The sequence below is a fragment of the Methanoregula sp. genome, assembly GCF_052325125.1.
Taxonomy (GTDB): Archaea; Halobacteriota; Methanomicrobia; order Methanomicrobiales; family Methanospirillaceae; genus Methanoregula.
Map to the genome: position 1 here is coordinate 1 of NZ_JBKQWO010000038.1, position 26583 is coordinate 26583.

Sequence of the window (26583 nt, forward strand, 5' to 3'; positions counted from 1 at the left end):
CTGTTGAGGTAGCCAAGCCTGGTATGGCGCAGGTTTGCTAAACCTGTGTCCCCTTGGGACTCGAGGGTTCAAATCCCTCCCTCAGCGCTTCAAAGAGACAATCTCAAAATCGAGGGGATTGGATGGCTCAGGAAGAAGAAATAAGATACTTTGTACGGATCGGCACGACCGATCTGGATGGCACGAAATCGGTGCGGGTAGCACTGACCGGCATCAAGGGTGTCGGCAGGCATACCTCCACGGTCATCTCCCGTATGGCCGGGGTTGACGAGTACGCAAAGCTCGGCCTCATGGACGAGGAGTCGGTGAACCGGATTCGCGCTGCTGTTGAGAAATATGCCGGGAGTATCCCGCAGTGGATGGCAAACCGGCCCAAGGACCTCTACACCGGCGAGACCAAGCACCTCATTGGTGGCGACGTCGCGCTTGCTCGCGATGAAGACATCAACATGATGCGGAAGATCCGCTGCTACAAGGGCATCCGGCATGAGACCGGCCAGAAAGTCCGCGGGCAGCGCACCAAGTCGACCGGCAGGACCGGCATGACTGTCGGCGTGAAGAAGACCAAGGAAGGAGGCCAGTAAGCCATGGGATACCCAGGGAAAAACCACAAGTCCTACCAGACCCCGAAAAGGCCTTTTGAGAAGACCCGGATTGAGGAAGAGACACGGCTTGTCATCGAATACGGGTTGCGCAACAAGCGCGAGGTCTGGAAAGCGCAAAGCCACCTGAGAAAATACCGCAAGGCCGCCCGTGACCTGCTTGCACTCATGTCCGGCAGCAAAGATCAGGCAGTCTTCGAAGCGAAGAAGACCGAGCTCATCAGTCACATGCAGCGCGCAGGGCTCCTCGGACCTGATGCGGACATCGACAACGTGCTCGCACTCAAGACCCCGGCCCACCTCGAGCGCCGGCTCCAGACCATTGTCTACCGGAGGGGGCTCGCCCGCTCGCCTAAGCAGGCACGCCAGCTCGTCACCCACGGCCATGTCGCAATCGCCGGCCGGCGCGTCACCATCCCGGGATACCTCGTAACCCGTGCGGAAGAGACCGGTATCTCTTACTACGGCAAGTCCCCGTTCGTGGACGCCGCTCACGCAGAACGGACCCGGATCACCAAGCCTGCCGGTGCAGGCTCAGGAGCGAATTAAGATGGCGGCAAATGACAAGGAAAAATGGGGTATCGCGCACATCTTTGCCTCCTTTAACAACACGATCATCACCGTCACCGATCTCTCCGGTGCTGAGACCGTCACCAAGAGCAGCGGCGGCATGGTCGTCAAGCAGGACAGGAACGAGAGCTCCCCGTACGCGGCCATGCAGATGGCATCGAACGTTGCCGCCATCGCCCGCGAGAAAGGCATTGTCGGCGTCCATGTGAAGGTACGTGCACCCGGCCAAGGTAAACAGCGCAGCCCCGGGCCTGGTGCGCAGGCAGCAATCCGTGCGCTCGCCCGGGCAGGCATGCGCATCGGGCGAATCGAAGATGTCACGCCTGTCCCGCACGACTCATGCCGTCCCAAGGGTGGCAGACGGGGAAGGAGAGTGTGATGGAGATCGAATTCGCGAGTCTGGACGACAACCTTGCACGATTCACGCTCTCAGGAGCGAAGCCCGGCTTTGCAAACGCATTCAGGCGGGCAATGATCGGCGAGGTGCCGACTCTTGCCATTGACGACGTGCGCATCTACGATAACACGAGCGCACTCTTCGACGAAATGCTGGCGCACCGCCTCGGGCTTATACCTATCAGGACCGATCTTTCCAGTTATTCGACTCAGGAATCCTGTGCGTGCGGAGGGGCAGGTTGCCCTTCCTGCACCGTCACCTATACGCTCAGCGTTGAGGGTCCCCGGCTGGTCACCTCAAGTGACCTCATCCCGCAGGACCCCAAGGCTGCGCCTGTCGACGACAATGTACCTATCGTAAAGCTCACGAAGGGACAAAAACTGGTCATCGAAGCGCGTGCAGTCCTCAACAAGGGCAAAGCGCACGCAAAGTGGCAGCCGACTCTCGTGTGCGGGTACAAGAACCACCCGATCATCACGATCAGCCCGACCTGTGACGCGTGCGGGATGTGCGTGGACGAATGCCCCCGCACAATCCTCGCCGCCAAAGGGAAGAAAATCGAGGTTATCGAGGGTAAGCTCCCCGACTGTTCCATGTGCAAGCTCTGTGAACGGGCCTGCATGGCAAGCGGTATCGGGGAAGAACCCGCGATCAAAATTTCCGCCGCACCCGACCGGTATATTTTTGTGGTCGAGGGAGACGGGTCGCTACCGACAAAAGAGATCATGGTCCAGGCGCTTTCCTACATAAAGGAGCAGGCAAACGAGCTGGAGAGACAGACAAGCGAAATTTCAGGGGAGGAAAAGAAATGACACGACAAGTGGAGAAGACGAACCCCCGTCTTACCAACCTCATTTTGCTCTTGAAGAACACGTCACGGGAAAATGAGGCAAAGATCTGGCGCGAAATTGCAGGCAGGCTGGAGACCCCCAACCGGAATTACGCCGAGGTTAACCTGTCCAAGATCAACCGCTACGCCCATAATGGCGAGATCATTCTCGTGCCCGGAAAGGTGCTGGGCAGCGGCGTGCTGGAGCAGTCCGTGAAGGTTGCAGCGCTGAATTTTTCGGAATCAGCAACGAGCAAGATCAGGGACGCGAACGGGCAGTGCATGACGATTGAGCAGCTGTTAAAGGACAACCCCAAGGGAAGCGGTGTCCGGATCCTGAGGTGAACAAAACATGGTTACTGTAATCAACGGGGACGGACTCATCCTTGGCAGGCTTGCAAGCATTACCGCCCAACGCGCACTCGCCGGTGAAGAGATCGCAATCGTGAATGTCGAGCAGACCATCATCTCCGGCAGCCGTGCACGTGTTCTTGGCAACTACTTCCACAAGCGCGCCCGCGGTGCCTCCGGTGACCGCTGGGGACCGTTCGTCCCACGCCGGCCGGACCATCTCATGAAGCGGACAATCCGTGGCATGCTTCCCTACAAGCGCCCCCGTGGCGTCGACGCAATGAAGCGTATCCGGTGCTACGTCGGCGTCCCGGTGCAGTTTGCAGGTGCAACGATGGAAGTCCCTGAGGAAGTCCACATGGACCGGCTCAACAACCCGCAGTTTGTCACGCTCGCAGCGGTCTGCACGGCCCTCGGAGCCAAGTTCTAAGGTGGTCACCATGGCAAAGATCATAAACACCAGCGGAAAACGCAAGACAGCAATCGCCCGGGCGACTATAAAGGCCGGGAAAGGCATGATCCGGGTCAACTCCGTGCCCCTTGAGAAGTACGGCACCGAGACCACCCGGATGAAGATCGCCGAGCCGCTCCTCCTCGTTCCCAGTGCGACCAGCGAAATTGACGTGACCATCGACGTATCAGGCGGCGGGGTCATGGGACAGGCCGAGGCGGTGCGCACAGCACTCGCCCGGGGTATCCTTGAGTGGACCAACGATCCCGCTATCAAGGATGTCTACCTTGCCTACGACAGAACACTCCTTGTAAACGACTCACGGCAGAAAGAGACCAAGAAACCGCACGGCCGTGGCGCACGCAAGAAGTTCCAAAAGTCTTATCGTTAAACTGTAAAGATATATGAGAGGTCGAAAATCTTGATACCCGTACGATGTTTCACCTGTGGAAAAACCATTTCCACCGCGTGGGAAGAATTTAAGGCGCGGCGGGAGAAAGGCGAGGATCCCAAAAAGATCCTCGACGATCTCGGTATCACCCGATACTGCTGCCGGCGTATGCTTTTGACCCACAAAGAGATCATTGATGAGCTCAACCCGTACCAGTGATATGACCGAGGGGTCGTAGGGTAGCCTGGTCTATCCTATTGCGTTCGGGACGCAGTGACCTGAGTTCAAATCTCAGCGACCCCATTTCCAAACAGTAAACAATGGAACAATTTTCGAGGACAGGAATGCAGACGCAGGTTTACACCCGGTATGAACGGGCGAGGATTATAGGAGCAAGGGCTCTGCAGATATCAATGGGTGCTCCGTTACTAGTCACTACTTCGCGGATCGATCCTTTGGAGATCGCCATCGAGGAATTCAACGAGAACGTTATCCCCATTACTGTAAAGAGACGATGAGAGGAACGGTGCATGACGATCATTGAGGCAATCGAGCTGCGGATGATCCTTGACAGCCGGGGAAACCCGACGGTCGAGGCCGAGATCTTTACGACCGGCGGTTTTGGCCGGGCTGCAGCCCCGAGCGGTGCAAGCACCGGTGCTGCAGAAGCAAAAGTCCTGCTCCCCAGGGAGGCAATTGACAACGCCGTCCAGAACCTGATCCCGGCGCTGGTCGGGATGGACGCATCCGACCAGGAGTGTTTTGACGCGCAGCTCCGCGATATCGACGGAACGGAAAACTTCTCCGGTATTGGTGCAAATGTGGCCGTCGCCCTCTCCCTTGCAAATGCAAAGGCCGCGGCCACGGCGCTGGGTCTTCCGCTTTTCCGTTACCTTGGCGGAGCATTTGTCAACGAGATGCCGCTCCCGCTCGGTAACGTGATCGGCGGCGGTGCGCACGCGGCAAACGCGACCGAGATCCAGGAATTCCTGGTGATCCCGGGCGGTGCGGCGGATGCAGAAGAGGCGGTTTTTGCCAATGCCGCCGTCCACAGGAACGTCAAGGATCTCTTAAAGAAACGGGGAATTGCCGCCGGCAAGGGTGATGAGGGTGCATGGGCACCGCAGATTGACGATGCCCTCGCATTTGAGCTCATTGCCGAGGCAACCTCCCGGGTAAACGACGAGATGAATGTCCCGGTCGATATGGGTATCGACGTTGCGTCGAGCCAGATGTGGACAGGCGAGGGGTACAAGTACCGCGACCGCGTCCGCTCGACCGAGGACCAGATCGCGTATATCGCCGGGCTTGTCGACAAATACAACCTTGTCTATGTCGAGGATCCTCTCCACGAAGACGACTTTGACGGTTTTGCCGAGCTCAACCGCCAGATCGGCGACCGGTGCCTGCTCTGCGGGGACGACATCTTTGTTACCCAGGTCGACCGCATCGAGAAAGGCATTGAAAGAGGCTCGGCGAACTGCGTCCTCATCAAGCCAAACCAGGTCGGGACACTGACCGACACCTTCGAGGCAGTCCGCCTCGCTCATACCCATGGGCTGGACACGGTGATGAGTCACCGGTCCGGCGAGACCACGGATACCACCATTGCACACCTCGCCACCGCATTCTCCTGCGTATTCTTAAAATGTGGAGTGGTGGGCGGCGAACGCATCGCCAAATTAAACGAACTCATTCGCATAGAGGAACAACTATGACCCCAGTAAACGAGATGGAAATAGAATTAAAGGAACCGCTCATCCCCGTCGAGGAGTACCTGGCAGCCGGTGTCCACATCGGTACCCAGCAGAAAAGCGAGGACATGAAAAAGTTCATCTACCGCGTCCGCGGCGATGGACTGTATATCCTCGATATCCGCGAGACCGATGCCCGGATCAAGACCGTGGCGAAATTCTTAAACCAGTACGAGGCACCCGATATCCTCGTCGTCACCTCCAGGCAGTACGGCCAGTACCCGGCAAAGAAGTTCGCCGACACCATCGGCGCGATGTCCGCGACCGGCCGGTTCATCCCGGGCCTCTTAACAAACCCCGTACTTGACGGCTATATCGAGCCCAAGGTCATCGTCGTGACCGACCCGATCGGCGACGCACAGGTCATCAACGAGGCCGTCCAGTGCGGTATCCCGGTGGTCGCGCTCTGCGATACCAACAACATGACCAAGTTCGTCGATCTCGTGATCCCTACGAATAACAAGGGCAGGAAAGCGCTCTCGATGATCTACTTCCTCCTCACCCGCGAGATGCTGCGCCTGCGTGGGATCTCGACGGCTCTTTCCCAGGAAGATTTCGAAACCGAGATCTGATGCGATCTCCTTCGATCCCTTTTGGGATCGATCGTTACATATAACAGAACGACCAGAGGGTTGATCCGATGAAGACGCGTTCATGCGCAGTTGCAGGCATGTTCTATCCGAAGGATCCCTCCCATCTCGGGCAGCTTCTGGAAGGCTTTTTTTCCAGAACCGGCCCGGGTGGGAACTCCCTTGGGATCGTCAGCCCGCATGCCGGGTACATCTACTCCGGGCAGATTGCCGCCCATGCGTTTTCCACCATTCCTCCCGACTTTTCCGGCACGTTTGTTGTGATCGGCCCCTCCCATCACGGGTATCTAACCAGCGCTTCCTCGATTCCCTGGGAGACCCCCCTTGGGATCGTCGATACCGACACGGAGTTTATCGGGGCGCTGGATATCGGAATCGATGAACCATCCCATGAGGAAGAGCATTCGATCGAGGTGCAGATGCCGTTTATCAAGTACCGGTTCCCGCGTTCGCAGGTAGTTCCTGTCATGATGGGGGAGCAGGATCCCGCTCATGCTGCAGCTGTTGTAGAAAAGATTGTTGCTGCGCAGCGATTGACGAAACGGGATATCCGGATCGTTGCGTCCAGCGATTTCTCGCACTATGTGCCCGAGGCACAGGCAAAGGACGGCGATCTCTACGCGATCGAAGCGCTCACAAGGCTCGACGTGAAGGAATTCTACCGGCGGATCCGGGAGAAGCGCGTGACGGCATGCGGGTACGGCCCGATCAGTGTCATGGTATCCGCATGCCTGTGCATGGGTGCCCGGGCAGGAAAGCTGATCCGGTACGGGACAAGCGGCGATGTGACCGGAGACCGGGACGAAGTCGTGGGGTACGCAGCCATTGCGGTGATGTAGGTTGGCAACGTGGAGTGCGCCGGGCAAGGTATTTCTGTTCGGCGAGCATGCAGTGGTATACGGAAAGCCCGGCATTGCCATGGCAATCAAGCCCCGGGTCTTTGTGACCGTGAGAAAGTCACGGCGCCCCCAGCGGGCAAAATCCCCCTATATTGACGGGTGTTTTGACGCAATGGGTGTAATCGGGAGCGTGTATATCAACTCGCAGATCCCCAGTTCCTCGGGCCTCGGGTCGTCTGCAGCGGTAACGGTCGCGACGCTGTCGGCGATAAACGACGAATTTAGTGTCGGCAAAAGCCGGGAAGATATCGCAAACATGGCATTTGAGATCGAAAAAACGGTGCAGAAAGGGCGGGCGAGCCCCACGGACACTACCGTGTCCACGTACGGGGGAATCGTGCTTATCTCCGGGGGATCACGCAGGCGCCTGGCACCCCAGAATATGTATCTGGTGATAGGCGACTCGCTTGTTTCGCACAGCACATCGAGGATGGTCGAGCAGGTGGCGGATCTTAAAAAACAGAACCCGGAGATCGTTGATCCGATCCTGGATGCGATCGAAGGGGTAAGCCTTGCGGCAATCCATCACCTGAGCAATCCCAGGGAACTGGGCAGGTACATGAACATAAACCATGCACTGCTGGATGCGCTTGGTGTCGGGCACCCGCAGCTCTCACGTCTTGTGCTAGCTGCCCGTTCGGCCGGGGCGTTCGGCGCCAAGATTACCGGGGCCGGTGGCGGGGGCTGCATGGTGGCTCTCTGCACAAAGCCGCTCCGGCACCGGGTCGCTCAGGCGATCCAGTCCTGCGACGCACGGGCGATTGTGACCGGTATCGATACCGAGGGAGTACGGAAGGAGAAGAATGTCTGACCGCATTATTCTCAAGCTGGGAGGCAGCGTGATCACGGAAAAGGGCGCTGACTGCACCGTTAGCCGCGCTGCGCTCGCCGGCATTGCGGCGGCGATTGCCGGTGCACATGCGGCTCAGATCGTCGTTGTCCATGGCGCCGGTTCCTGCGGGCATCCTGAAGCACGACGGTACCACCTCGACAAAGGTGCGGCAGCCGGGCAGACGGACGGGATCTACGTTACCCACCGTGCTGTCAGTGCCTTAAACGAGGCTGTCGTCAGCACCCTGCGGGAAGCCGGTGTGCCGGCACTGGGTATCCACCCGCTCCACGAAGGGGTCGCGGCAAATGGAAGGCTGGTCGCATTCGAAAGCAGGCATCTCGAACAGATGCTCGCGCTCGGGATGGTTCCTGTGATCCACGGGGACGTGGTGATGGATCTTTCACGCGGAGCCTGCATCGTATCGGGCGACCAGCTCGTACGGTATCTTGCGGTTGCACTGAAATGCACCCGCGTGGGACTCGCCACCGATGTACCGGGAGTGCTGGATGGGGGACGCGTCGTACCGGAGATCAATCCGGAGACAGCGCATACCCTCCAGATCGGCAACTCGTCACACACCGATGTTACCGGTGGAATGAATGGGAAAATTGACGAACTGCTCGGGCTTGCCATGGCAGGCACCGGGGCAGATATCTTTCATGTCTCGCGGCTTGGCGATTTCCTTGCCGGAAACGACCATGGCGGGACAAAAGTGAAGGGAGAGTAAGGGAAATGGCCGATAAGAAACGGTTCACGTCGTCGCGCAAGCTCGACCACCTGCGTATCTGCGCAGAGAAGGATGTCGAATCCGGCGACACGGGGTTAGGGGATGTCAGGCTGGTCCACCGTGCACTGCCGGAATGCGATATGCGCATGATCGATCTGTCCACCCGGTTTCTCGGCCATACGCTCTCATCCCCTCTCTTTATCTCGGCAATGACTGGTGGTCACCCGGGGACAAAGGTGGCCAATGCCCGCCTTGCCCGGATCGCCGAGCGCTTCGGTCTTGGCATGGGGGTGGGTTCACAGAGGGCAGCCCTCGAAAACCCGGTGCTTGCGGATACGTTTTCTGTTGTCCGTGACGAGGCACCCCATGCATTTCTGGTCGCAAACCTCGGTGCCGTCCAGCTCCGCGAACATGGGACGGCATGGGCCGAACAGGCCGTGGAGATGATCGGGGCGGACGCGATCGCGATCCACCTCAATTTCCTGCAGGAGGCCATCCAGCCGGAGGGCGATCACAACGCGACCGGCTGTCTTGCTGCAATCGCTGCGCTCTGTGCGGAGATAAAAACCCCGGTGATCGTAAAAGAAACCGGGTGCGGGATCTCAAGGGAGGTTGCCCGCCAGTGCTGGGGTGCAGGCGCCGGGGCCATCGATATCGGAGGCTGGGGCGGCACCTCGTGGGCAGCGGTCGAGAGCGTCCGGGCTGGAGAGAGCGGGAACGCACGGGATAAGCGTCTGAAATCCCTTGGCGAGGATTTTGCCGGCTGGGGGATCCCCACGGTCGTGAGCCTTGCCGAGGTGGCAGGTACCGGAAGCCCGGTGATCGCATCAGGGGGTATCAGGAACGGCATTGATCTCGCAAAGTGCCTTGCCCTCGGGGCAGATCTCTGTGGCATGGCACTTCCCCTGTTGAAGCCGGCACTGGAGAGCGATGAAGCCCTCGCCAGCAGGATCGAGATGGTTCACCGCGAACTGGTGGGGTCGATGTTCCTCTGCGGCGCAGCACGGGTGCGCGATATGCGCAGGGCCCGGCTCTATATTACGGGGAAGACCCGCCGGATTATGGATGACGGGAATCCTGCGTGATGCAGGACACACCCTGACAGACTAAAAAATGCAAAAAAGCGGCAGGTTTTTGAAAAAAAATACCTGCACGACACCACAAAAAGGAGAAAAAACATGGATATAGAAATTATTGCAGTGGGCGGTTACGACGAGGTCGGGCGGAATATGACCGCCGTCCGCTGCGGAAAAGAGATTGTCATTTTTGACATGGGGCTCCGTCTTGATCAGGTCATGATCCACGAGGATGCGGAGCTCGAGAATATGCACTCCCTGGATCTGATCAAGATCGGGGCGATACCAGACGACACTATGATGAACTCGGTCGAAGGGACCGTAAAAGCGATTGTCTGCTCCCACGGGCACCTCGATCACATCGGAGCGATCCCGAAGCTGGCGCACCGGTACAACGCACCGATCATTGCCGCTCCCTACGCAACGGAACTGATCCGGCAGCAGATCTCGGGCGAACAGAAATTCGGGGTCAACAACAAGCTCTTCGCGCTCCGGCCCGGGCAGCGGTACACGATCTCGCAGCATCTCGTGCTCGAGTTTGTCCGGACCCAGCATTCGATCATCGATACCGTGACACCGGTGCTCCATACCCCGCACGGTGCGATTGTCTACGCCTGCGACTTCAAGCTCGACCGGACCCCGGTCATTGGCGAACCCCCGGATTTCGCCCGGTTCCGCCAGATCGGAAAGGAAGGTGTTCTCGCGCTTATTGTAGAGAGCACTTATATTGACCGGCCCGGCCGGTGCCCGAGTGAGCGGATCGCCCGGGACCTTGTCCGGGACACCATCACCAGTTACGAGGATGACAAGAGCTCCATTATGGTCTCGACCTTCTCCTCCCATATCGCCCGGGTCAAGACCATCGCGGAGTGTGCGCACGAGATCGGGAGAAAGCCGGTCCTTCTGGGCCGCTCGATGGAGAAGTACTCGGTTACCGCCGAGCAGATGAAAATGGTCTCGTTCCCGCAGGACACCAGTGTCTTCGGGAACCGGCGGACAGTCGACCGGACCCTGCGCCGGATGATGAAGGCGGGAAAAGAGAAGTTCCTCCCCATCATCACCGGTCACCAGGGTGAACCGGGTTCCATCCTGACCCGGATTGCCCTTGGCGACACTCCTTACCAGATTGTAAAGGGCGATAAGGTACTCTTCTCCGCGAACGTGATCCCCAATCCGATGAACTTCGGGCAGCGGTACATGGTCGAGGCGCACCTGAAAATGGCGGGCGCCCGGCTCTTCCAGGATCTCCATGTGAGCGGGCACGCGTACCGCGAGGATCACTACGAGTTCGTCAGCCTCTTAAACCCGCAGCATATCATCCCGGCTCACGGGAATGTCAAAATGACCGCTTCCTACGCGGAGTTTAGTAGCGATCTCGGGTACACGCTGGGCAATGATGTTCATGTCATGCGGAACGGCCAGCGGCTCAAACTGAACTAAACGGGGAATTACGATGTCGGAACTTTCACCGTACCTGAAATCGGTTGCACAGCAGATCGACGGCATGATTGAGCGGTATTTCACCCATGCCCCCGGGGAACTTAACAAGGCGTCCGCTCATCTGCTCAATGCAGGCGGGAAACGGCTCCGCCCTGCAGTCGTCATGCTCTCTGCAGACGCGATAAAGCACGGGAGTTCCGCTGATATTATGCCGGCCGCACTCGCGCTCGAACTGACCCACACGTTCACTCTTATCCATGATGATATCATGGACGGGGATTCGCTGCGCCGGGGGGTTCCGACAGTCCATACAAAATGGGACATGCCAACCGGCATCCTTGCCGGGGATGTCCTGTACGCCCGGGCATTTGAGTTTATCAGCCAGGCAAAGGCCGGCGAAGGTGCCAAGGTTCGCGCAGTGGCCCTGCTTGCCCGGGCCTGCGCCGACATCTGCGAAGGCCAGCACATGGACATGTCCTTTGAGCACCGGACCGATGTGACCGAAGACGAATACATGAAGATGGTCGAGAAAAAAACCGGCGTGCTCTACGCGGCAGCGGCAGCAATCGGCGGTACCCTTGCAGGCGGGAACGAGCAGCAGGTGAAGGCTCTCTACCAGTTCGGGCTCAATACCGGCATTGCGTTCCAGATCCAAGACGATCTCATCGATCTTCTGACACCGGCCGAGAAGAGCGGCAAGGATCAGGGTTCGGATCTCCGGGAAGGAAAACAGACCCTGATTATGATCCTCGCGCGAAAAAAGGGTGTCGATCTCCTGAAGTACCGGCGCGAGCTTTCTCCTGCTGACATCAGGGCGGCAATTACGGAACTCACCGATGCGGGCGTTATCGATGAGGTGAAGAACAAGGCTCTTGGGTTTGTGGCAGACAGCAACCGGCTGCTTGCCGTGCTCCCGGCCACAAAGGAGCACCAGCTCCTCATGGATGTCGGCGAATTTTTTGTGACACGGAGCTTCTAGGATGGCAGGGGACGACATCAGGTCCGCCCTCTTTTTATGCGCACTCCAGAATGCGGTAAAGCACGGGGGCGTGCCACAGAGCGGTGCGGTTATCGGGATGGTGATGGGGGCACACCCCGAGCTGCGCAAGCAGGCAAAGGAGGTGTCCGGCCTTGCAAAGGACGCGATTGCCGATGTGGCTGCGCTTTCTCCCGATGAGAGGGTGGCAAAGCTCCAGTCCCTTTCCCCTGAGATGTTTGCGGCGCTCCACGAGAAGCACGAGCACAAAAAAGTGCTGCCCGATCTTGAAGGGGCGGAGCACGGCGTGGTCATGCGGTTTGCACCCAACCCATCCGGTCCTCTTCACATCGGGCATGCGCGGGCAGCGGCGCTCAACGATGCCTACGTGAAGCAGTATGGCGGACGGTACATCCTCCGGATCGAGGACACGGATCCAAAGCGGGTCGACCCGGAAGCCTATGAGATGGTAAAAGAGGATATTGAATGGCTGGGCCTTGGGATCACCGAAACCATCACCCAGAGCGACCGCCTCCCGATCTACTACGATCTCTGCGGGCAGCTTATCGGGCGCGGCGGGGCCTATGTCTGCACGTGCGAGAACGAGCACTTCAAGGCGCTCAAGGATGCGAAGAAGGCCTGCCCCTGCCGCGACCAGCCGGTGGAGACTGCGATTTTTCTCTGGGAAAAAATGCTTGACGGCGGGTTTAAGGAGGGTGAGGCCTCGGTACGGGTCAAGACCGATCTCCTGCACCCGGATCCCGCGATGCGGGACTTTCCTATCTTCCGGATCCTCGATAAACCGGCCCACCCGAGAATCGATGCGAGGGTCTACCCCCTCATGAACTTCTCGGTGGTGGCCGACGATCATCTGCTCGGGGTGACGCACGTGATCCGGGGCAAGGACCATATCGCCAACACCCGGCGCCAGCGCTATATCTACGACCACTTCAGATGGACGGTGCCGGTGTACCGTCACTACGGCCGGATGGGTATTGAAGGCGTGGTGCTCTCCACTTCCCAGATGCGCATGGGGATAAACGAGGGGAAGTATTCCGGCTGGGATGACATCCGGCTCGGGACGCTCCGGGCACTTGCCCGCAGGGGGATCAGTCCCGAGGCCGTCAAAAACGCGATGCTTGCGATTGGTATCGGTGAGACCGACATCTCATTCTCATGGGACAACCTCTACGCGGAGAACAAGAAGATTGTCGACCCGGCAGCGAACCGTTATTTCTTTGTGCCTGATCCGGTTACCGCTCCGGTGGAAGGAGCCCCGCACCGGATAGCGCATGCGATGCTCCATCCCGGTGACTCATCGAAGGGAAACCGGGTGCTCCCGTTCGAAGGAACGGTTGTGCTGCCCGCATCAGAGCTCGTGCCGGGTGCAGCAATGGTCCGGCTCAAGGACCTCTTCAACGTGAATATCGTCAGGGACGGCGAGAAGGTGTCGTTCTCTTACGGCGGGGACTCGCTTTCTGACGCCCGTGCCACAAAAGCGCACATCATCCAGTGGCTGCCTGCACAGCAGACCGTGCCCTGCACGCTCCTTACGATGGAGGGCGAGATGAAGGGGGTGTGCGAGCCTGCTGTCACAAAAGAGCTGGGAAATGTCGTGCAGTTCGAGCGGATCGGGTTTGTCCGGATCGATACTGTCACCGAAGCCGGCGTTCGTGCGTATTTCACGCACACATAACTTGTTTTTTTAGGGAAATACGGGAAAGAACGGCACCTTGGTTCGGGATAGTCACCAGAACCCTGCAGGAGTAAAAACCCGGTAATTCCTGAGAAAGTGCAGGCATTCTCCCTTGAAGAAATTCTGGCCAGGTTCCCAATCCTCTTCTTCTTTTACTGGGGCGTCCTATAATACAGGATGGACTCTTTTTTTATCCGGCCTGAACTTCCTGCTGATATCCCTGCAATATTTAACGTCAATGTCCAGGCATTCGGCCAGGACGGTGAAGCCCGGCTGGTTCGCGCACTCCGGAATGATGGGGATTACATCCCCGGACTTTCGCTTGTTGCGGTGCATGAAGACAAAATTATCGGGCATATTCTTTTTGTCCCGGTATCGATTGAATCGGATCATGCCCGCGTCCCTGCCGTTGCCCTGGCACCGCTTTCCGTATCCTTCGAATACCAGTGCCAGGGTGTTGGATCCGGCCTTATTGAAGAAGGGCTCCGGGCATGCCGGGATCTTGGGCACCGGATTGTAATTGTGGTCGGGCACCCGTCTTATTACCCCAGGTTCGGGTTCACCACTGCCCCGGCACTGGGGATCAAAGCGCCGTTTCCCTGCCAGAATGAGGTGTTCATGGCATGCCCCCTTGTTCCCGGGGCGTTCGATGGCGTCCATGGCACAGTCCGGTATCCCCCGGCGTTTGACGCGGAAGGGGCACACGCCGGCTGAATTTTCTTTTTACCTGCATGCTCTACCGAAAGGGACAACTTGTTTATCCGGAATATTCCGTGACTGCATCAGGGCAGTTTTCACCCGTCCTTGAATATGTACTTTTCAGGCTGTTGTTTCGTGTATCTGACAGAGTTCTTCTTCAATACCCAATATTTTCCCGTTTGGAAACACCCTCATGAATTTCCCGGTATAACCGAGATCGAAAAATGGGCTGTGGACCACCGGATGCCTACCATCTTGCAGAGATTATCGCCGGAACCGGTGATTACATCCGCAGGCTGCCGGCCAGGGGTGTTCCCGAGCATTATTTTGATGACGATCTCTGGTCTTGCGAAGGGCAGGACGAGAAAGGTTTTCATTTTCCCGTTTTTGTCTCCCCGCCGGAACACAGGAGATATACGATTATCCTGCATACTGATATTCTGCGGAAGTGATCGAAACGACAGGGTTGTCCCGGAAAAAAAGTTCTCTATTCCACGACTACCTTACAGGATTTCGCGGCCCGTCTGGACTGTCAGCACGGGTGGAAGAAACGTCCGGCCCGCATCCTGTCCGGCATTACACCGGGGAGTTCTGGACGTCCCGCCAGCGCCAGGCCTCATCGCTCCATGAGATCTCCTACCGCGCATGCTTCAAGCCGCAGCTGCCCCGGTTTTTTATTGACCTGCTGACGCAGGAAGGTGATATCGTGTATGACCCGTTTGGCGGACGGGGAACCACCGCGATCGAGGCCGGGCTTTGCAGCCGCCAGGTGATTGCAAACGATGCAAACCCGCTTTCCCGTTTCCTCACGGAACCACGGTTATTCCCCCCCTCGTCAGAAGAGGTGGCTGCCCGGCTTGCAGTCATCCCCCGCGAAGGCGACCGGGCAGATCGCGATCTCTCCATGTTCTATCATCCCGAAACCGAGCGCGAGATCGTTGCCCTGCGGCAATATCTCCTGGAACGGAGAGGTGACGGTATTGCCGATGCCGTTGATCTCTGGATCGGGATGGTGGCGACTAACCGGCTGACCGGACATTCAAGCGGATTTTTCTCGGTATACACCCTCCCCCCGAACCAGGCGGTATCGCAGAAAAGCCAGGAACGGATCAACCGCAAACGCGGTCAGGTTCCGGAATACCGGGATATCCACAGGCTCATCATGCGCAAAACAAAAAGCCTGATTGCCGGCCTGACACCTGCTGACCTGAAGAACCTGAACCGTGCCGGTGCGGGTGCCCGCTTTTTTACCTGCGATGCCCGGGCGACACCAGGGATTGGATCAGGTACGGTACGGCTCACCGTCACGTCACCGCCGTTTCTCGATATCGTCCAGTACCGGGAGGACAACTGGCTCCGGTGCTGGTTCTGCGGCCTTGACGAGGACGCCATCGGCAATACTATCACGATGGCACGGACAGTCGGCGACTGGGAGGCGGTGATGAGGGAAGTCTTCCGTGAACTGTTCCGGGTTACTGCCCCCGGAGGCTATGTAGCCTTCGAAGTGGGCGAGGTACGGAAAAAGACCGTCCGGCTTGAAGAACACGTTCTGCCCCCCGGCCTTGCTGCCGGTTTTACCTGTGAGGGGATTCTCATCAACCAGCAGGCATTTTCGAAAACTTCCAATATCTGGGGGATAGGGAACAACGAGCGCGGTACCAACACGAACAGGATCGTGGTCTTTTCCAAGGCCAGAGGATCATAAGCTCCCGATTTTCGTATTTTTCCGCCGTATTCCTTGGTTTGACGCTACGGTTTCCTGTACAGCCGTCAGACTTTGAGCAAAAAAAGCCAGTGTTAAGTATCCCAAGTGCCAAACTGTATCCATGGTCACCCGTATCCGGCGGTATGCGCAGATCATCGATATTTTATGGAAGTACGGTTTTGGCATTGCTCTCGAGAAAGCCTTTCCGGGCAGGACCCGGTTCCGTCTTCCGGGAACAGAACATGCGCCGGAAAAGTCCACTGTGTACGAGCGGATGCGGCTTGCGCTCGAAGAACTTGGGCCTACGTTTGTGAAGTTCGGGCAGATTATGAGCACGAGAACGGAGATCTTCCCCCCGGAGCTGATTACGGAGCTGAAAAAACTCCAGGATCACGCAAAACCGCTGCCGTTCTCCGAAGTTATTGGCGTGATCCGGCAGACCTGCCCGGAACTAAAGGACTGGTTCTGTGAGATCGACGAATCCCCGGTTGCATCAGCATCGATCGGACAGGTTCACCGCGCTGTGCTCAAAGACGGAACCGTTGTTGCCCTCAAAGTCCAGCGCCCCGGGATCCCGGAACTCATTGAGAACGATCTTGCCATCCTCCAATCCATGGCAGAGAGGATAGAGGGTGTATTCCCGGAGAGCCGGATGTACAATCCGACCGGCCTCGTGCAGGATTTCGCAACCCAGATCCGAAAAGAACTGGATTTCACCCGCGACGGACGGAACGCGGAGAGGATGGCTCGCAACTTCCGGGACGTTCCCGGTATCCATTTCCCGAAGATTTACTGGGACTATTCCTCCTCCCGGCTGCTTGTCATGGAATATGTCAGGGGGGTAAGGATTGACAATGTCGAGGCGATCACTGCGCAGGGATCTGACACACACGAGATTGCGGTCCGGGGATTCAATGCGTACCTGAAAATGATCTTTGAAGACGGATTTTACCACGGCGACCCTCATCCCGGTAACCTTCTTATTTCGGAGATGGGGGAACTGGTCTTCCTAGACTTCGGTATTGTAGGAGTATTGCGGCCAGAGAAGAAGCAGCTCTTTGTCAACCTGCTCTTTGCGATGACTACCGACGATGTCGACATGATCATCAAGGCGCTTGAAGGTTTTGGTATCTTTGTCGCTGAGGAGAATCGCGAGGCGCTCAGGGACGACCTCTATATCATGCTGCATGATTTCGGCGGAGGCGACCAGATCGTTCAGTTCAATTTCGGCCTCATGATAAACGAGCTCACGGAGGTGATGAGGCGGTACAACCTCAAAGTGCCCATGAGCCTGATGCTTCTGTTAAAGACGCTCGTGATGGTCTTTGACGTAGCTGTGAGGCTTGACCCGAAGTTCAGTTTCGGGGGAGAAATCACTCCCTACCTGCGCAAGCTAGCCGATTCCAACGTGCTTTCGGCCGGCTATATGAAGCGGGCATCGAATTCGCTCCTTGAGGCAGTCGATGCGGCATTTGACCTGCCGCGCAACGTAAACCTGATGCTCAAACGCCTCTCGACCGGGACGGTCAGGCTTGAAGTGGTCGACACCGATCTAAAGAAACTCCAGATGGCCCTTGACCGGGCAAGCGACAAGATCATGATCGGCCTCGTGGTTGCCGCGCTCGTGGTCGGCTCGTCGCTGGTGCTGCAGGCATCGCCCATCAGCATGCCAAAGGAGGTCATGTGGGTGGCCGTGCTCGGGTACACCGCTGCGGTGCTCTGCGGGTTCTATGCGATTTATCACGTTATCTTCCTGAAACTGCGGCTTGAACGGTAAGGCCCGGCGAAAAAAATCACTTTTAGCAGATGCGCCGTGTGCGAATGCATGTCCACCGTTGCACTTTTTCCGCGATGGTCATGCGGGCATACGCAGGGCTTGTCGATGGCAGGACTGTACTGGGAAGGCTGATGTTCATCCGGGCATAGTAGCGGCCGGCGGTGTTTCCGTTGAGCACAATGCACCGGATGGTCGGGTGCCCGACAAGAAACCCCCTGATATCGTTATGGATCGGGTTCCTGATCGCGGTGTCTGCGCTCCCATTCCGGGCGCAGGAAAAAAGAACGTCCCAGAGGGCGATCCGGTGCTCCATGAGCAGGGAACTACGGACGGTATATGGCAGGGAGCGGTCTATCCCCATCAGTATCTCCACAATCCTCCAGAATTGGTTCTGCGGATTACCGTAATATTCGCTCTTTGCAAGCGACTGGCGGCTTGGGTAGCTGCCGAGAATGAGGATCTCCGGGTCCCTGCCGGCAACCGGCGCAAGACCGGGTAGTTTTTCCCCACGATTGCGTGCCGGCGCGGTCATACAGGATGTGATGGGCAAAAGGGTATTTTCCGTTACGGCTTTTTATAATAGAGCAGGCAGTGGCAGTGCCCGTCATGCGCGATCTCATCCTTGTGGTAGATGCACGGGCATTCGATGGCCCGGTCGCGCTCCTCGTCACCGCTCCGCAGCCGGCACGGGCAGTAGGGTCTCCCGAACTTTTCCTTGTTCCGGACAAGCCCGCGGATCACGGTACGCAGGTGGTCTTCATCGGGATTTAGCACCCATCCGTTCTTGCGGGCGATCCCCTGCGCCCATTTGAGCATATCAGCTTCATCCTGCCGGGAGTCCTGTGTCATAAAAATCCGCCAAACCTCGGTGTTACGAGTATTTTTCTCTGACACCTTATGTTTTGTGTCCGGTGATGAAAAACCGGTATGCCCGGCTGGCCGTTACCGAGCCCTCTTTTTGCTATTCTTCGGGGCTGCCACCGCTTTTTTTGCAGCGCCGGACTTTTGCTTTTTTGTGATCCGTGCCGCTACCACTTGGTAGGTGGCCATCACATCGCCTTTGTTGAACCGGTACACATCCTTGTCGAGGGATTCACCGGTCTTTTTATCCCAGAGGCGCATCGAATCCATGCTGATCTCGTCGCCGAGATAGATCGTTTTTCCCTGCCTGCCAAACTCCAGTTTGAAGTCCACGAGCGTGATCCCCTCTTTTGCGAGCAGGCCTGAGAGAAGTGCATTAACCCTGAGCGCGATTGTTTTTATTCTCTTCAGTTCCGGAGGTGTCACAAGCCTGAGCGCAATGATAAGATCATCGTTGAGCATCGGGTCGTGACGGGAATCATCCTTGTAATCGATCACGATCACCGGGGGTTTTAAGGGGCTCCCCTCTTTAAACGGATAGTTCCGGACGATCGAGCCTGCCGCGAAGTTTCTTACAATCACTTCAAGCGGGATCATGGAAAGTTCGCGGACGACCATCCTCTTCTCGTCGAGCATCTCCAGAAAATGCGTTTTTACGCCGTTTTCTTCCAGGCAGGAAAAGAAAAATGCGGAAACGCCGGCATTGTAACCGCCCTTGTTCATGAGCGTGTCTTTTTTGCCGCCGTCAAACGCGGTGATATCATCACGGAATTCGACGATCAGTGTTCCCTTCACATCGGTGTGGTAGACCGATTTGGCCTTGCCGGTATACAGGAGTTTCTTCTGCTTCACGGTTGCGTGCTCCCTGTTCTAATACGTTGATCGAGCCGGTTTATTAGGGGTTGCAGGCCGGGGTCGTACCAGCCCATGCGGATGAACCTGGGGTAGATGCAGAGGCGTTCGCTGAGCGTCGCGCCACCCACGATCTTTTTGAGGTCTTCAAGTGCCGGCCAAGGATGTTCCGGGTTCACATAATCGACGGTGACCGGGGAAATACCTCCCAGATCGTCGACCCCGCACCCGATGAGCTGCGATGCGTCGATGAGGTTGGGAGCTACCTGGATAGCGATCTCTGCCGGCAGGATACGGCGTGCCATGCGGATCGTCTCGCAGATCTCCCGGGTTTGGGGTACCCGGAAAGCGGCCATGGGGGTGTTGTCCTTGGGGCAGAAGTTCTGGAGAATAATCTCCTGGATATGCCCGTACTTCCGGTGGATATCCCGGATCGCCACCAGCGACTCCTCCCGGTCGGCCACCGTCTCACCGATGCCGAGGAGTAGGCCGGTGGTGAACGGGATTTTGAGTTTTCCTGCATCATCCATCATCGCAAGGCGCACCTCGGGTGACTTTCCTTTCGATCCGTTGTGTGCCGGTATCCGAGCGGTGGTTTCGAGCATCAGCCCCATGCTCGCATTTACGGTGCGGAGCCGATTCATCTCGTCATATGTGAGGATGCCGGCATTCGTATGCGGGAGGATGCCGTACCGTATGGCGAGCCTGCACATCGCCTCGCAGTAGTCGAGAATGGCATCATAACCGGTTTTTTCAAGATATGCAGAGAACCCGGGCTCCTCCTCCGGGTGTTCCCCAAAGGTAAAGAGCGCCTCGGTGCACCCGGACTCTTTCCCGCGCACAAGGAGGGCCTCCACTTCGTCAGGCAGCATAATACACCCGTCCTGCACCGGGGTGCGGAAAGAACAGTACCCGCACCGGTTCCGGCAGACGCTGGTGAGCGGCAAAAAGACGTTTTTCGAGAAGGTTATCACCCGTGGCTGCATAACGTACGGTTCCTTTTTGTACATGTTAAACTCTGGCGGCGGATAGTGCAGGCAGCGAGCGTGCAGTACCACTGAATGGCATTTATAGGATCCGGAGGACATAGAATGGTAGGTGGAGACAAAAAATCTCCAGTGATACGGTATGATCCCGCTCATTGTTATCGATGCTAAAACAGACCGCCGCGCCGCGCTCGGGAACTATCTTACCGGTGCCGGAGCCTACCGTGTGATTACCTCCGCATCACCAGAGGTAACCTTCAGCCGGAACCTGAATGCAGCACCCGGTGCAGTGATCGCCGTTCACGAAGAGGGGCAGGACGGCCTTCTGTTTTTGAAGAACCTGCGGGAAAAAAAGATCGATCTTCCGGTGATTATCCTTGCAGCGGCATTCGATCCAGAGGTGTTTGGCATGGCGGTGGCAAACCGCGCAGAATATCTGGTCATGGCAGGACCTGCAGATGCATGGTACCCGGTACTTGATCAGCTGATTGAGAAGGTTTCTGCAATGCGGCGGGCACAGGATGAGGTGGCGTTCCTCGACAGGAAACTCAATCTCGTAGGGAGTGTCACCCGCCACGATGTGCTCAACCAGCTTACGGCAGTCAGCGGTTATACCGAGCTGCTGGGGATGGTTGCCAAAGATCCACAGATGAAATCGTATATCGAAAAGATACAGTTTGCCCTGGATAAAATCCGCCGGCAGTTCCAGTTTGCCAAAGACTACCAGAATCTCGGCACCGAACCTCCCCGCTGGCAGTCGGTGGCTTCCGTGATCCGGCGTGCCGAAGACCTTGTTTCCTTAAAAGGCGTCACGATTGCCGATTCCTGTGGGAACGCTGCCGTGTTTGCAGATCCCATCCTTGAAAAGGCCGTGGCCCAGATGCTGGACAACGCAGTCCGTCACGGTCACCATACCACCACAATCCGCATATCCGTTCATGAGGGAGAGAACGGTGCGGTGCTTGTTGTCGAAGACAATGGCACCGGCATCCCTGCTGCAGACAAGGAACGGATCTTCGAGCGGGGGTTTGGCAAATATACCGGCTGGGGTCTCTTTCTAACACGGGAGATCCTTCTTCTCACTGGTATGACGATTGCCGAAACCGGGGAGCCGGGCAGGGGTGCACGGTTCGAGATCCACATCCCCGGCGAGGGATTCAGGAAAGAGGGTTCTGGGAAGGGCGCAGATCACTGACCCTCCGGTCCCGGTGCATGCATCAGGAACCGGATATGTCCCCTCATGAAGGAGATATCAGTATCTTTTTTAAAATTGTCCTGCGTATGAGCGTATCATATGTGTCCCCATGCACTGATTCCTTTTAAGCCTGCGGCCCCCAAGAGCCGGCTCGCCGGGATACTTTCACCGGAGGAACGGGAGGCGTTTGCCCGTGCGATGCTCGAGGATGTGATAGCGGCTGCGAGGGATGCAAACTGCAGCCCGGTGATCGTCGCGACCGAGCTCTTTGACAGCGAGGACGTCCAGATCACCGTCGCTGACAAGGATCTGAGTGGTACCTTAAACGAGCTGCTCCCCCAGTCGATCGGGTCTATTCTGATCCTCATGGCCGACCTCCCGTTGGCCACCGGCCCTGCAATAAAGCGGGTCATCTCAACTGCAAGCGACATGGCAATCGTGCCCGGCAGGGGCGGGGGGACGAACGCGATCTTCATGAAGGAACCGGCAAAATTCCATGTCGATTATTACGGGATGAGTTTTTCAAAGCACCTGCGGATCGCGCAGGAAGCCGGGCTCTCCTGTGAAGTGATCGACTCGTTCGTGCTCCATACAGACATTGATGAGAAAGACGACCTGGTGGAACTCCTGACCCACGGGACGGGCAAAAGCAGGAGGTATCTCGAAGGACTCGGGTTTGCGCTCTCGGCAGAGAACGGGCGGGTCGGGGTGGAACGGAAGAACGTATCATCTCCGCAGATGTGATTCTTTTGTATTGAGGGTGCGCCCGGCAGTTTTTATACCTCGCACAGTACGATCCCCCTTTTATCGTGCATTACTGTTCCCGGTGATACAATAGGGTAAAATGCATAGTGTGCTCTATAAATGGAGTGCCGGATGAAATAATCCGGAATACCCCACAGATCCGGTGAATTCCTTGGACACAAACCCACAACCGGTAGCAGCTCCTGCCACACTTAACGGTAAAATAGCAACTCCTGACCGGGACCCTCATTACAAATGGGTCGCCCTATCGAACACAACGATCGCCATGTTCATGGCGGCGGTAAACGGGAGCATCATTTTAATCTCCCTGCCCGCCATCTTCAACGGCATCAGCCTCGACCCGCTCACCTCGTTCCAGTACCTGCTCTGGATCCTGATGGGATACGGGATCGTGACCGCCACGCTCCTCCTCAGTTTCGGGCGGCTCTCGGATATATACGGCCGTGTACGGCTCTACAACATCGGTTTTGCCATCTTCACAGCCGGTTCGATTCTCCTTTTCTTAACTCCCGATACCGGTGACGCCGGCGCAATCGAACTCATCCTCTTCCGGATTATACAGGCAGTCGGCGCGGCGTTCATCTTCTCCAACAGCGCCGCTATCCTCACCGATGCATTTCCCCCTGACGAGCGGGGGAAGGCGCTGGGCCTCAACCAGGTGGCGGCGCTCTCGGGCCAGTTTGTCGGTCTCCTGATCGGCGGGATCCTTGCGGTCTTCAACTGGCGGTACGTGTTTTTGATCAGCGTGCCGTTTGGCGTTGTTGGGACCATATGGGCGTTCCTGAAACTCAGAGAGCCGGCCTACCAGAAGCGGTCCCAGAAGATCGACATATGGGGAAACCTCTCCTTTATCGGCGGCCTGACCCTCTTCCTCGTAGGTATTACCTATGCCCTGCTCCCGTACGGCAGCGCATCCATGGGCTGGGAAGACCCTTGGGTCATCGCCGCACTCTTTTGCGGTCTCCTGCTCCTCGTTGCATTCCCTATTATAGAGACACGGATGGAGGATCCGATGTTCCGCACGGATCTCTTCAGGATCCGCAACTTTGCCTTCGGGAATGCGGCCGGTTTCATTTCCGCTCTTGCCCGTGGCGGGGTGATGATCGTTTTAATCATCCTGCTCCAGGGAATATGGCTGCCCCTTCATGGCTACAGTTTCGAATCAACGCCCTTCTGGGCCGGGGTCTACATGCTGCCGCTCACCATCGGGTTTGTGATAATGGGCCCGCTATCCGGCATCATCTCCGACAAATACGGCGCCCGGTGGATCAGCACGCTTGGCATGGTGCTTGTCGGGATATCGTTTCTGATCCTCGCCATGCTTCCTTACAATTTTGATTACCTGCCCTTCGCGCTGGCACTTTTGATTATGGGACTCGGTAACGGGATGTTCTCTTCGCCGAACGCCGCGGCTATCATGAACTCGGTGCCCCCCGAGCAGCGGGGTGTCACCTCCGGCATGATGTCGACCCTGGTAAATTCCGGCTTTGTCCTCTCCATGGGGATGTTTTTTACGATCATTGTCGTTGGACTGACGGGTGCATTTCCTTCCATGCTCTCTGCTGCACTGACGGCTGCCAACGCAACGCAGATTCTACCTGCGATGAGTGCAATTCCCCCGACCGGGGCATTGTTTGCGGCATTCCTTGGTTATAACCCGGTCCATATGATCCTTGCCGGGCTCTCCCCGTCCCTGCTCGCCACCGTCGCACCTGCAACCCTTGCAACCCTCACCGGCGTGATCTGGTTTCCTACGACGCTTGCTCAGGCGTTCATGCCATCCCTTGCCCTCTCGTTCTATATCGGGGCAGGTATATCCTTTGTCGCCGCACTGCTCTGTGCGATGCGGGGAGACCGGTACGTGGACGGGATCGACGGAACCGGCCCGAAAGGCGACAGCAGCACCGATCCGCAAGAGGTATCAGGAGAGAATGTGAAGTAGGAATTGTCGGCACACTAAAATAAGGGGAAAAGAGTAACATGACGGAACGATTGTTCAGCAGGATCCTGATCGCAACGGATGGCTCGGAGAAGAACAGGGCTGCCCTTGCGGAGGGAATAAAAGTGGCCCGCGCGTGCGGGGCTGCCGTGCATGCGGCATATGTCATCGACACGGGCACATTCTCAACGATGTCCGGGGATATCCCTCTCGGGGATACCTACCGTGTCTTCCAGGCAGAGGCAGAGCAGGCATTTGCCCGGATAAGATCCCAGGCCGGCGATGTGAAGGTTGAGACCTCGATCCTTGAAGGTCGTCCTGCGGCGGAAATTGTGAAGTTTTCCGTGGCAAAGGGGATTGATCTGATCGTGATCGGCACCCAGGGAAAAAAGGGACTGGAACGCTTGCTGCTCGGGAGCGTGGCAGAGGAGATCATCCGCTCTGCGCCCTGTAAGGTGCTGGTAGTAAAGTAACGGGACCGCGATGGCGGCTTGGCCGGGAACATCCCGGGGATGCTGCCGTATAAGTTCCCGTGCAGGAAAAATACTATTTTTCCCTGTACTTCTGGTCCGGCTCTAGACCGGTAAACACGGTGTGCAGCGCATTCCTTTAAACGTGCGGCGCCCATCAGTACGTGATGATCCTTCCTGGGTGGTTTACCCCGGTTCTTATCGGGATTGACGTGCTGGTGGTGATTTACGGGCTTCGTGTTGCTGTTACTGAGAAGAAGACCTATGGCTGGCTCCTTGCGCTGGCATTTTTTTTATTTGGCGCCAAAGAGGTGCTGCCGTACAACGGGATAAGTCTCCCCCCCGTACCCGCACTGGTCTTGTCTATCGCGGGCCTTGCCGCAGCGCTCTCTGCCTTCTACCTGCTCATAAAATCGCTGCCTTCATGAGGGAGGAGGCTTCTTTGGGTGCGGCCGGGGACCTCGTTATGATGCCGTCTTTTTGGTAATTAAGGGATACATGTGCCGGAAGAATGCGCCGGTGAGGGTTTGCCCTGGTTTTCAGCATCCATAAAAAGCATCTGAAAAATGTGTGCCGGTCAGGAGTGGAAAGAGGGTGTCGAAATGGTTGAACGTTTCCTGCAGTGCCGGCACGATGAATCCCGGGATGCCTTGAAAAATTCCGACGGGGTTCTGTTAACGATCACATTTTCTGTATAACAGACGGGACAGGTCCACCGGATGACATACCCGGAGCGTGTTCCCATAATCACTGATTTTAAGGATTGCTTAGCCATTGTTTCAGTCGTTGATATGCTGGTTTACCGGAGCACAGGATAATGGTCTCCGGTTTTTAATCGATCGGTACGTGCAAAAATGGTTTCTTCGGGGAGGTGATAGACCGCCTTACCTGACGATCAGGAACATATGCGATCGTTTGTATGCCCAAAACCTTTTGTGTATTATAAATAGGACGTCCTTACGTATAGTATGATGTATACGCGTTCCTGCTCCGGGGCAGGGAGGGTTTTAAGAGGCAAATGGCCAGGCCGGAGAAAAGGGGCGCGGTTGCCACTCCGGCCTGAAATCCGACTAACCTTGTTTTATAAGCTCAGGATGCGCATTCCGGAACCTGACGAGCCCGTCGCAGAACTCTCCCAGGTACTCGTCCATTGAGAGGCTCCCCTCCTGGAACCGGCACTCTTCATCCTCGATCACGCGGTCGATCATGTCCTTTGTGGGAAGCAGGAGATCGATCTTCACCCCGGCCTTCTCCGAGCCCCGGATCAGGGCTTCGCGGAAGAGGCCGATACAGTACGCGATCCTGTATCTATACTGGTGCCGGGTCTTTTCCAGGTAACCGGCCACCCGGTCGGTCTCGATCTTCAGGAAGTCCGCCCTGACCGTCTCATCGTTGCACTTCCCGAGCATGTACTTGTAATGGGCAAACGGGTACATCGTTTCAAGCTCGGCGGGAACGATCCCACATGTGCCAAAGATGACGATATGGTACCGGGATTCGTCGAACACCTGCGAGATGATCATCCGGATCAGCTGGTGGCTCGGGCTCGTGCTGTAGGGTTTTCGCACGGCGCAGGGAATGAATATCGCAAGGTCCTTTGGCTGCACTTCGTACTCCTCGATGATATACCGGTAGGACCGCTCGAACTCCTCAAGGTAGAACGGCGGACCGGTGAGAAAAGGCTTGTCCGGGTCCTTTTGCGGTTCGGGGTCAGGTGCTCCCATGCGTCCTCCTTATAAAATCGTTCACCCAC

Annotated in this window: 31 protein-coding genes and 2 tRNA genes; 28 read left to right on the forward strand and 5 right to left on the reverse strand. The window is 57.1% G+C overall.

Going from position 1 to position 26583, the window contains the following annotated elements:
- The first annotated feature begins 2 nt into the window (after positions 1–2).
- The 23 genes from ACLQMU_RS09245 to ACLQMU_RS09355 all read left to right on the forward strand — a co-directional run bounded on the left by ACLQMU_RS09245 (position 3) and on the right by ACLQMU_RS09355 (position 17762).
- Positions 3–87 (forward strand) — tRNA-Ser (locus tag ACLQMU_RS09245).
- A gap of 35 nt (positions 88–122) precedes the next feature.
- A complete protein-coding gene (locus ACLQMU_RS09250; protein ID WP_422149869.1) occupies positions 123–584 on the forward strand; it encodes a 30S ribosomal protein S13 in 462 nt (153 codons plus the stop codon).
- A gap of 3 nt (positions 585–587) precedes the next feature.
- The gene (locus tag ACLQMU_RS09255) at positions 588–1151 is read left to right on the forward strand and encodes a 30S ribosomal protein S4 (RefSeq protein WP_422149870.1); all 564 of its coding nucleotides are present in this window, start codon (positions 588–590) and stop codon (positions 1149–1151) included.
- Between the two features lies 1 nt (position 1152).
- A complete protein-coding gene (locus ACLQMU_RS09260; RefSeq protein ID WP_422149871.1) occupies positions 1153–1551 on the forward strand; it encodes a 30S ribosomal protein S11 in 399 nt (132 codons plus the stop codon).
- Positions 1551–2381: a DNA-directed RNA polymerase subunit D gene (locus ACLQMU_RS09265; RefSeq protein ID WP_422149872.1), complete on the forward strand. Its 831-nt coding sequence runs from the start codon at positions 1551–1553 to the stop codon at positions 2379–2381. The genes ACLQMU_RS09260 and ACLQMU_RS09265 overlap by 1 nt, the downstream gene beginning before the upstream one ends.
- Positions 2378–2743 (forward strand): 50S ribosomal protein L18e, encoded by a 366-nt coding sequence (locus tag ACLQMU_RS09270; RefSeq protein WP_443673673.1) that lies wholly within the window; start codon positions 2378–2380, stop codon positions 2741–2743. Before ACLQMU_RS09265 ends, ACLQMU_RS09270 begins: the two co-directional genes overlap by 4 nt.
- Before the next feature lie 7 nt (positions 2744–2750).
- Positions 2751–3179 (forward strand): 50S ribosomal protein L13, encoded by a 429-nt coding sequence (locus ACLQMU_RS09275; RefSeq protein WP_422150477.1) that lies wholly within the window; start codon positions 2751–2753, stop codon positions 3177–3179.
- A gap of 10 nt (positions 3180–3189) precedes the next feature.
- Positions 3190–3591: a 30S ribosomal protein S9 gene (locus ACLQMU_RS09280; RefSeq protein ID WP_422150478.1), complete on the forward strand. Its 402-nt coding sequence runs from the start codon at positions 3190–3192 to the stop codon at positions 3589–3591.
- A 30-nt stretch (positions 3592–3621) separates the two neighbouring features.
- Positions 3622–3810 carry a DNA-directed RNA polymerase subunit N gene (locus tag ACLQMU_RS09285; protein WP_422150479.1) on the forward strand — a complete coding sequence of 63 codons (189 nt, stop codon included), beginning with the start codon at positions 3622–3624 and terminating at the stop codon, positions 3808–3810.
- A 9-nt stretch (positions 3811–3819) separates the two neighbouring features.
- Positions 3820–3894: transfer RNA gene (locus tag ACLQMU_RS09290), tRNA-Pro, on the forward strand.
- A gap of 41 nt (positions 3895–3935) precedes the next feature.
- Positions 3936–4109 (forward strand): DNA-directed RNA polymerase subunit K, encoded by a 174-nt coding sequence (locus tag ACLQMU_RS09295; RefSeq protein WP_422150480.1) that lies wholly within the window; start codon positions 3936–3938, stop codon positions 4107–4109.
- Between the two features lie 12 nt (positions 4110–4121).
- Entirely contained in the window at positions 4122–5309 is a 1188-nt protein-coding gene (eno, locus tag ACLQMU_RS09300; protein WP_422150481.1) for a phosphopyruvate hydratase, read from the forward strand.
- A complete protein-coding gene (rpsB, locus tag ACLQMU_RS09305) occupies positions 5306–5917 on the forward strand; it encodes a 30S ribosomal protein S2 (RefSeq protein WP_422150482.1) in 612 nt (203 codons plus the stop codon). The genes eno and rpsB overlap by 4 nt, the downstream gene beginning before the upstream one ends.
- Positions 5918–5985: 68 nt before the next feature.
- Positions 5986–6774, forward strand: a complete 789-nt coding sequence (gene amrB / locus ACLQMU_RS09310) for an AmmeMemoRadiSam system protein B (RefSeq protein ID WP_422150483.1) — start codon at positions 5986–5988, stop codon at positions 6772–6774.
- Position 6775: 1 nt separating this feature from the next.
- Entirely contained in the window at positions 6776–7645 is an 870-nt protein-coding gene (gene mvk / locus ACLQMU_RS09315; RefSeq protein ID WP_422150484.1) for a mevalonate kinase, read from the forward strand.
- Positions 7638–8393: an isopentenyl phosphate kinase gene (locus ACLQMU_RS09320; protein WP_422150485.1), complete on the forward strand. Its 756-nt coding sequence runs from the start codon at positions 7638–7640 to the stop codon at positions 8391–8393. The genes mvk and ACLQMU_RS09320 overlap by 8 nt, the downstream gene beginning before the upstream one ends.
- Positions 8394–8398: 5 nt before the next feature.
- On the forward strand, positions 8399–9478 hold the full coding sequence (gene fni, locus ACLQMU_RS09325) for a type 2 isopentenyl-diphosphate Delta-isomerase (RefSeq protein WP_424040399.1): 1080 nt from the start codon (positions 8399–8401) through the stop codon (positions 9476–9478).
- A gap of 93 nt (positions 9479–9571) precedes the next feature.
- Positions 9572–10909 (forward strand): RNase J family beta-CASP ribonuclease, encoded by a 1338-nt coding sequence (locus tag ACLQMU_RS09330; RefSeq protein ID WP_422150487.1) that lies wholly within the window; start codon positions 9572–9574, stop codon positions 10907–10909.
- A 13-nt stretch (positions 10910–10922) separates the two neighbouring features.
- Positions 10923–11888 carry a polyprenyl synthetase family protein gene (locus ACLQMU_RS09335; protein WP_424039987.1) on the forward strand — a complete coding sequence of 322 codons (966 nt, stop codon included), beginning with the start codon at positions 10923–10925 and terminating at the stop codon, positions 11886–11888.
- A gap of 1 nt (position 11889) precedes the next feature.
- The gene (locus ACLQMU_RS09340; protein ID WP_424039989.1) at positions 11890–13581 is read left to right on the forward strand and encodes a glutamate--tRNA ligase; all 1692 of its coding nucleotides are present in this window, start codon (positions 11890–11892) and stop codon (positions 13579–13581) included.
- Between the two features lie 177 nt (positions 13582–13758).
- On the forward strand, positions 13759–14295 hold the full coding sequence (locus ACLQMU_RS09345) for a GNAT family N-acetyltransferase (RefSeq protein ID WP_422150490.1): 537 nt from the start codon (positions 13759–13761) through the stop codon (positions 14293–14295).
- Between the two features lie 433 nt (positions 14296–14728).
- Positions 14729–15985, forward strand: a complete 1257-nt coding sequence (locus tag ACLQMU_RS09350; protein ID WP_422150491.1) for a DNA methyltransferase — start codon at positions 14729–14731, stop codon at positions 15983–15985.
- 121 nt (positions 15986–16106) lie between these two features.
- Positions 16107–17762 (forward strand): ABC1 kinase family protein, encoded by a 1656-nt coding sequence (locus ACLQMU_RS09355; protein ID WP_422150492.1) that lies wholly within the window; start codon positions 16107–16109, stop codon positions 17760–17762.
- A 22-nt stretch (positions 17763–17784) separates the two neighbouring features.
- On the opposite strand, the gene ACLQMU_RS09360 is transcribed toward ACLQMU_RS09355, so the two are convergent.
- The 4 genes from ACLQMU_RS09360 to cofG form a co-directional block, all read right to left on the reverse strand.
- Positions 17785–18294, reverse strand: a complete 510-nt coding sequence (locus ACLQMU_RS09360) for a DNA-deoxyinosine glycosylase (RefSeq protein WP_422150493.1) — start codon at positions 18292–18294, stop codon at positions 17785–17787.
- A 32-nt stretch (positions 18295–18326) separates the two neighbouring features.
- Positions 18327–18611, reverse strand: coding sequence for a ferredoxin-thioredoxin reductase catalytic domain-containing protein (locus tag ACLQMU_RS09365; RefSeq protein ID WP_422150494.1), 285 nt, complete (start codon positions 18609–18611; stop codon positions 18327–18329).
- A gap of 93 nt (positions 18612–18704) precedes the next feature.
- A complete protein-coding gene (gene purC / locus ACLQMU_RS09370; RefSeq protein ID WP_422150495.1) occupies positions 18705–19475 on the reverse strand; it encodes a phosphoribosylaminoimidazolesuccinocarboxamide synthase in 771 nt (256 codons plus the stop codon).
- Entirely contained in the window at positions 19472–20461 is a 990-nt protein-coding gene (cofG, locus tag ACLQMU_RS09375) for a 7,8-didemethyl-8-hydroxy-5-deazariboflavin synthase CofG (RefSeq protein ID WP_422150496.1), read from the reverse strand. Before cofG ends, purC begins: the two co-directional genes overlap by 4 nt.
- 142 nt (positions 20462–20603) lie before the next feature.
- On the opposite strand from cofG, the gene ACLQMU_RS09380 reads away from it, so the two are divergent.
- The 5 genes from ACLQMU_RS09380 to ACLQMU_RS09400 all read left to right on the forward strand — a co-directional run bounded on the left by ACLQMU_RS09380 (position 20604) and on the right by ACLQMU_RS09400 (position 25258).
- Complete coding sequence (locus ACLQMU_RS09380; RefSeq protein ID WP_422150497.1) at positions 20604–21656, forward strand: sensor histidine kinase; 1053 nt, start codon at positions 20604–20606, stop codon at positions 21654–21656.
- A gap of 99 nt (positions 21657–21755) precedes the next feature.
- Complete coding sequence (gene cofC, locus ACLQMU_RS09385; protein ID WP_422150498.1) at positions 21756–22400, forward strand: 2-phospho-L-lactate guanylyltransferase; 645 nt, start codon at positions 21756–21758, stop codon at positions 22398–22400.
- Positions 22401–22563: 163 nt separating this feature from the next.
- Positions 22564–24363, forward strand: a complete 1800-nt coding sequence (locus ACLQMU_RS09390; RefSeq protein WP_424039395.1) for an MFS transporter — start codon at positions 22564–22566, stop codon at positions 24361–24363.
- A 38-nt stretch (positions 24364–24401) separates the two neighbouring features.
- Positions 24402–24833: a universal stress protein gene (locus tag ACLQMU_RS09395; protein WP_422150500.1), complete on the forward strand. Its 432-nt coding sequence runs from the start codon at positions 24402–24404 to the stop codon at positions 24831–24833.
- A gap of 164 nt (positions 24834–24997) precedes the next feature.
- The gene (locus ACLQMU_RS09400) at positions 24998–25258 is read left to right on the forward strand and encodes a hypothetical protein (protein ID WP_422150501.1); all 261 of its coding nucleotides are present in this window, start codon (positions 24998–25000) and stop codon (positions 25256–25258) included.
- 642 nt (positions 25259–25900) lie between these two features.
- Here the strand turns inward: ACLQMU_RS09400 and ACLQMU_RS09405 are convergent.
- Positions 25901–26554 carry a DUF5591 domain-containing protein gene (locus tag ACLQMU_RS09405; RefSeq protein WP_424040652.1) on the reverse strand — a complete coding sequence of 218 codons (654 nt, stop codon included), beginning with the start codon at positions 26552–26554 and terminating at the stop codon, positions 25901–25903.
- Positions 26555–26583: the final 29 nt, after the last annotated feature.

Bases quoted from the DNA above. Each gene is read 5' to 3' on its own strand.
- ACLQMU_RS09340 (WP_424039989.1), top strand. From the start codon at position 11,890: ATGGCAGGGGACGACATCAGGTCCGCCCTCTTTTTATGCGCACTCCAG.
- ACLQMU_RS09330 (WP_422150487.1), top strand. From the start codon at position 9,572: ATGGATATAGAAATTATTGCAGTGGGCGGTTACGACGAGGTCGGGCGG.
- ACLQMU_RS09250 (WP_422149869.1), top strand. From the start codon at position 123: ATGGCTCAGGAAGAAGAAATAAGATACTTTGTACGGATCGGCACGACC.
- ACLQMU_RS09400 (WP_422150501.1), top strand. From the start codon at position 24,998: ATGATCCTTCCTGGGTGGTTTACCCCGGTTCTTATCGGGATTGACGTG.
- amrB (WP_422150483.1), top strand. From the start codon at position 5,986: ATGAAGACGCGTTCATGCGCAGTTGCAGGCATGTTCTATCCGAAGGAT.
- cofG (WP_422150496.1), bottom strand. From the start codon at position 20,461: ATGCAGCCACGGGTGATAACCTTCTCGAAAAACGTCTTTTTGCCGCTC.
- ACLQMU_RS09265 (WP_422149872.1), top strand. From the start codon at position 1,551: ATGGAGATCGAATTCGCGAGTCTGGACGACAACCTTGCACGATTCACG.
- ACLQMU_RS09405 (WP_424040652.1), bottom strand. From the start codon at position 26,554: ATGGGAGCACCTGACCCCGAACCGCAAAAGGACCCGGACAAGCCTTTT.
- ACLQMU_RS09270 (WP_443673673.1), top strand. From the start codon at position 2,378: ATGACACGACAAGTGGAGAAGACGAACCCCCGTCTTACCAACCTCATT.
- ACLQMU_RS09395 (WP_422150500.1), top strand. From the start codon at position 24,402: ATGACGGAACGATTGTTCAGCAGGATCCTGATCGCAACGGATGGCTCG.
- ACLQMU_RS09275 (WP_422150477.1), top strand. From the start codon at position 2,751: ATGGTTACTGTAATCAACGGGGACGGACTCATCCTTGGCAGGCTTGCA.
- ACLQMU_RS09355 (WP_422150492.1), top strand. From the start codon at position 16,107: ATGGTCACCCGTATCCGGCGGTATGCGCAGATCATCGATATTTTATGG.
- eno (WP_422150481.1), top strand. From the start codon at position 4,122: ATGACGATCATTGAGGCAATCGAGCTGCGGATGATCCTTGACAGCCGG.
- ACLQMU_RS09260 (WP_422149871.1), top strand. From the start codon at position 1,153: ATGGCGGCAAATGACAAGGAAAAATGGGGTATCGCGCACATCTTTGCC.
- cofC (WP_422150498.1), top strand. From the start codon at position 21,756: ATGTGTCCCCATGCACTGATTCCTTTTAAGCCTGCGGCCCCCAAGAGC.
- ACLQMU_RS09335 (WP_424039987.1), top strand. From the start codon at position 10,923: ATGTCGGAACTTTCACCGTACCTGAAATCGGTTGCACAGCAGATCGAC.
- ACLQMU_RS09365 (WP_422150494.1), bottom strand. From the start codon at position 18,611: ATGACACAGGACTCCCGGCAGGATGAAGCTGATATGCTCAAATGGGCG.
- ACLQMU_RS09320 (WP_422150485.1), top strand. From the start codon at position 7,638: ATGTCTGACCGCATTATTCTCAAGCTGGGAGGCAGCGTGATCACGGAA.
- fni (WP_424040399.1), top strand. From the start codon at position 8,399: ATGGCCGATAAGAAACGGTTCACGTCGTCGCGCAAGCTCGACCACCTG.
- ACLQMU_RS09380 (WP_422150497.1), top strand. From the start codon at position 20,604: ATGATCCCGCTCATTGTTATCGATGCTAAAACAGACCGCCGCGCCGCG.
- ACLQMU_RS09360 (WP_422150493.1), bottom strand. From the start codon at position 18,294: ATGACCGCGCCGGCACGCAATCGTGGGGAAAAACTACCCGGTCTTGCG.
- ACLQMU_RS09280 (WP_422150478.1), top strand. From the start codon at position 3,190: ATGGCAAAGATCATAAACACCAGCGGAAAACGCAAGACAGCAATCGCC.
- ACLQMU_RS09255 (WP_422149870.1), top strand. From the start codon at position 588: ATGGGATACCCAGGGAAAAACCACAAGTCCTACCAGACCCCGAAAAGG.
- ACLQMU_RS09295 (WP_422150480.1), top strand. From the start codon at position 3,936: ATGCAGACGCAGGTTTACACCCGGTATGAACGGGCGAGGATTATAGGA.
- rpsB (WP_422150482.1), top strand. From the start codon at position 5,306: ATGACCCCAGTAAACGAGATGGAAATAGAATTAAAGGAACCGCTCATC.
- ACLQMU_RS09345 (WP_422150490.1), top strand. From the start codon at position 13,759: ATGGACTCTTTTTTTATCCGGCCTGAACTTCCTGCTGATATCCCTGCA.